The sequence below is a fragment of the Mesorhizobium silamurunense genome (genome assembly GCF_014843825.1).
Taxonomy (GTDB): Bacteria; Pseudomonadota; Alphaproteobacteria; order Rhizobiales; family Rhizobiaceae; genus Mesorhizobium; species Mesorhizobium silamurunense.
The window spans coordinates 1-3,986 of record NZ_JHQR01000372.1 but is presented as its reverse complement, the minus strand read 5'-3'; the positions used below and the strand labels follow the sequence as shown (position 1 = coordinate 3,986).

4 protein-coding genes are annotated in these 3,986 nt (G+C 63.7%); all 4 read right to left on the bottom strand.

What is annotated here, in order from left to right; all coding sequences use genetic code 11:
- A partial coding sequence (locus DH10_RS33750) for a DEAD/DEAH box helicase (RefSeq protein WP_192385825.1) occupies positions 1 to 1,229 on the bottom strand: 1,229 nt, incomplete at its 3' end.
- A gap of 191 nt (positions 1,230 to 1,420) precedes the next feature.
- Positions 1,421 to 2,194, bottom strand: a complete 774-nt coding sequence (locus tag DH10_RS33745) for an NAD kinase (protein WP_192248175.1) — start codon at positions 2,192 to 2,194, stop codon at positions 1,421 to 1,423.
- Positions 2,195 to 2,628: 434 nt separating this feature from the next.
- The gene (locus DH10_RS33740) at positions 2,629 to 3,390 is read right to left on the bottom strand and encodes an MBL fold metallo-hydrolase (RefSeq protein ID WP_192248172.1); all 762 of its coding nucleotides are present in this window, start codon (positions 3,388 to 3,390) and stop codon (positions 2,629 to 2,631) included.
- A 3-nt stretch (positions 3,391 to 3,393) separates the two neighbouring features.
- A partial coding sequence (locus DH10_RS33735; RefSeq protein ID WP_192385824.1) for an ABC transporter ATP-binding protein occupies positions 3,394 to 3,986 on the bottom strand: 593 nt, incomplete at its 5' end.

Genomic DNA, 3,986 nt, shown 5'->3' with positions numbered 1-3,986 from the left:
CCAGCGCGGCGCGGCGCGCCGCGGCCACGGCGGGGCGCATCCTCGCCTTCGCTCTCGGTGACGGTCGACAGGTCACCGTCATGCCATTCGATCTTGGCGCCGATCAGCTTCTCGATGGCGTCGACATATTTCGTGTCGGAGCGGGTCGCTATGGTGAAGGATTTTCCGGAGCGGCCGGCCCGGCCGGTGCGGCCGATACGGTGGACATAATCCTCAGCATGGATCGGCACGTCGTAGTTGAAGACATGGCTGACGTCCGGAATGTCGAGGCCGCGGGCGGCGACATCCGAGGCGACGAGGTAGCGCAGCTTGCCGTCGCGGAAATTGGCGAGCATCTGCATGCGTGCGCGCTGGTCCATGTCGCCATGCAGCGCGCCGGCGTCGAAATCATGCTTCAGCAGCGAGCGGAAAAGCTCCGACACTTCGACCTTGCGGTTGCAGAAGATGATGGCGTTCTTCAGATCGGTGTCTTCCGCCTTGATCAGATTGCGCAGCGTCTCGCGCTTCTCCCACGGCTTGGAGCCTGACTTCACCAGGCGCTGCGTGATGTTAGTCGCGGTCGAAGCAGCCTTGGAGACCTCGACGCGCACCGGCGCATGCAGGAATTTTTCGGTGAGCTTGGTGATTTCCGGCGGCATGGTCGCCGAGAAGAACAGCGTCTGGCGCGTGAACGGGATCATCTCGCAGATGCGCTCGATATCGGGGATGAAACCCATGTCGAGCATGCGGTCGGCCTCGTCGATGACGAGGATCTCGACGCCGTTGAGCAAGAGCTTGCCGCGCTCGCGGTGGTCGAGCAGACGGCCCGGCGTGGCGATCAGCACATCGGCGCCGCGTTCCAGCTTCTTGTCCTGCTCCTCGAAGGAGACGCCGCCGATCAGCAGCGCGATGTTGAGCTTGTGGTTCTTGCCGTATTTGACGAAGTTCTCCTCGACCTGCGCGGCGAGCTCGCGCGTCGGCTCGAGGATCAGCGTGCGCGGCATGCGGGCGCGTGCACGGCCCTTTTCCAACCGGGTCAGCATCGGCAGCACGAAGGAGGCGGTCTTGCCGGTGCCTGTCTGGGCAATGCCCAGCACATCCTTGCCGAGCAGCGCATGCGGGATGGCGCCGGCCTGGATCGGGGTCGGCTTGGTGTAGCCGGCATCGGTGACTGCGGAGAGGACCTTCGGCGAGAGGCCGAGGTCTGTGAACGTCAACGCTTCTTGAGCGGTCTGGGTGTCTGCGGACAAGTGATGGCTGTCTTTGGCTGGTTCGGGAAAATCGCAACACGTGTTGCGGCAAGCGCCGCGCGCCTGCAAGATCGCGGTTGCAGTTAGGCGCAAGTCCGCGATTTGTCAACACAAACGACCGGAAATCCGGCAATTGTGAAGACGTAAGCTTAATCGCGACGCTTAATCGGGGTTATTGTCCTTGCGCCGGCTCAATAGCGGAATTGCTCGGCAAGAATACGCTCGTTCCATGAATGATTGGGGTCGAACAGCAGCGTCGCCGTCGCGGTCGGCGATTCCCGCACCGTGACCGAGGCAATCGCCTTGACCTCGGTGTGGTCGGCGGCGGCGTTCACCGGGCGCTTTTCCGACTCCAATATGTCGAAGCGCACGGTCGCTTTGTTGGAGAGCAGCGCGCCGCGCCAGCGCCGGGGCCGGAAGGGGCTCACCGGCGTCAGCGCCAAAAGCGGCGCGTCGAGCGGAAGGATCGGCCCGTGCGCCGACAGATTATAGGCCGTCGAGCCGGCCGGCGTGGCGATCATCACGCCGTCGCAGTTCAGCTCCTCCAGCCGCACCTGCTCGTCGACGGTGATGCGGATTTTGGCCGTCTGATAGGACTGGCGCCAAAGCGCCACTTCGTTGATCGCGAGCGCTGAGATCGTTTCGCCCTCATGGGTCACCGCCTGCATCTCCAGCGGGCGGATCGTCTCGGATACCGCTCTCGAGATGCGCTCCTCGAGGCCGCCGGCGCGATATTCGTTCATCAGGAAGCCGATGGTGCCACGGTTCATCCCGTAGACCTTCTTGCCTGTGCTCATCGTGTCGCGCAGCGTCTGCAGCAGGAAGCCGTCGCCGCCGAGCGCGATGACGATCTCCGCCTCGGCAACAGGTATTTGCCCATAGCGCGCCGACAAGGTCTCCAACGCCGCGCGGGCGTCGTCGGTGTCGGAAGAGACGAAGGCGAAACGGCTGGTTTGTTTGCTCATGGGTCCCGAACGGCGACCGCTACCGCCTGCCGGGTCGCGCCGGCGACGGCGTAGCATGCGCCGCCCGCATCTGCAAAGGGCGGCGTGCCGTACCATGCGGCCAAGGAACGGCGCTCGCGCTTCGTGACAGCCGTGCAACGAATGTGATGGCCGCAATGGTTAAGACGGGGCTTAAACACTCGTAAAGCCGGATTGATCATGTTAGCCGGCAGTGGATGGGTTGGCGGGGGCTGGCCAGTCGAGAGACCTGTCTATTGCCGGTAACGCGTCTGATCATAGTCTTCCTGATGATGGGAAGTTTCGCCCTTATGTTCGCCGAACTCGTGCGTCATTCGGAAGAGATGAGCCAGCGGCCGCAGCCCACGGTCTCCCGCTGCGGCGATGCCGCCGGAACGCCTTGTCCGCAAAGGGCGCTTTAAGCCGATCCGGTCATCTCAGCGACTCGGCTGCAAGTGGCAGCCGGCCTTGCGCTTCTGCGTCAGATATTCGTCGATGAGCTGGCGGTAGCGCACCTTGCCGAAGCTCGGGAAATGGCCGCCATGCACAACCGACACGTCGATGTCGCGCATGGCAAGCAGCGTTTCCACGTAGTCGTTGATGTCGGAGTGGTAGACGTCGTCGATCAGCGGCCCGTCATAGACGATGTCGCCGGACAGCAGGATGCCGGTCTTCTTCTCGTAGAGCGCGATGCCGCCGGGTGAGTGACCAGGGGTGTGGATGATCTCGAAGGCACGATCGCCGAGATCAACCACGTCTCCATGCCCGAGCAGCCGATCGGCGGGCGCGGGCAGGACGCGGTAGCGCGCTGTTTCCCAGCCCGCAGGAATCCCGTCGAACATTTCCTCATTGGCGTAGCGGTCCGCGACCGTCCAGTCATTGCGCGGATCGGCGAGGATTTCGGCCTCGGCGCGGTGCACGCAGCGATCCGGAAATTCGTGATGGCAGCCGATGTGGTCGAAATGCGTGTGGCTGGCGACGCACAGGAGGGCGCGTTCCGTGACCAGCGGCACGTGGCGCCGCAGGCTGAAATGGCCGAGACCTGTATCGAACAAAAGATCGCGGTCGCGGCCCCGCACATGCCAGATGTTGCAGCGGAAGAACGGCTTTATCCATGGCTCGTGGATAAGCGTGACGTCCTCGCCCATGCGGATGGTCTCGTACCAATCCGGAGCCTCGATGACCGGAAGCGTGCTCATTGCTCAGTCCGCCAAGAGGATGATGTCGCAAGCGTTGCACGAAACCGGGATCGTGTCGCCCGCCTGAATGGTGGCCGAAGTGGGAGACTTGGCGATGAACTGCAGCGCGGGGTCTTGCGTTGAGGCGGCCAGCACGCGCTTGAAGCTACCTTGGAAGACGACGTCGCTGACCTTGGCCGTGCCCAGCGAGACATCGCCTTTGGCATCGCCGAGGACGAGGTGCTCGGGCCGGATGGCGAGCGCCAGAGCCGCGCCGGCCGGCGAGGTGCCGGGCAGCGAGATCGGGCCGAGCTTTGTGGTGACTGTGACGCGCCCATTCCGGGAATCGCTGGCCTTGCCGGCTAGGATCGTGCTCTCGCCCATGAAGGTGGCGGAGAAGCGTGTCTTCGGCCGTGCATAGACCCGCTCGGGCGGGCCTTCGTCCTCGATGCGCCCGTCATTCATCACCACGCAATGGTCGGCGAGCGCCATCGCTTCTTCCTGGTCATGGGTGACATGGACGAAGGCGGTGCCGACGCGCTTCTGAATTGCCTTCAGTTCGTCCTGCATCTGCCGGCGCAGTTTCAAGTCGAGCGCGCCGAGCGGCTCGTCGAGCA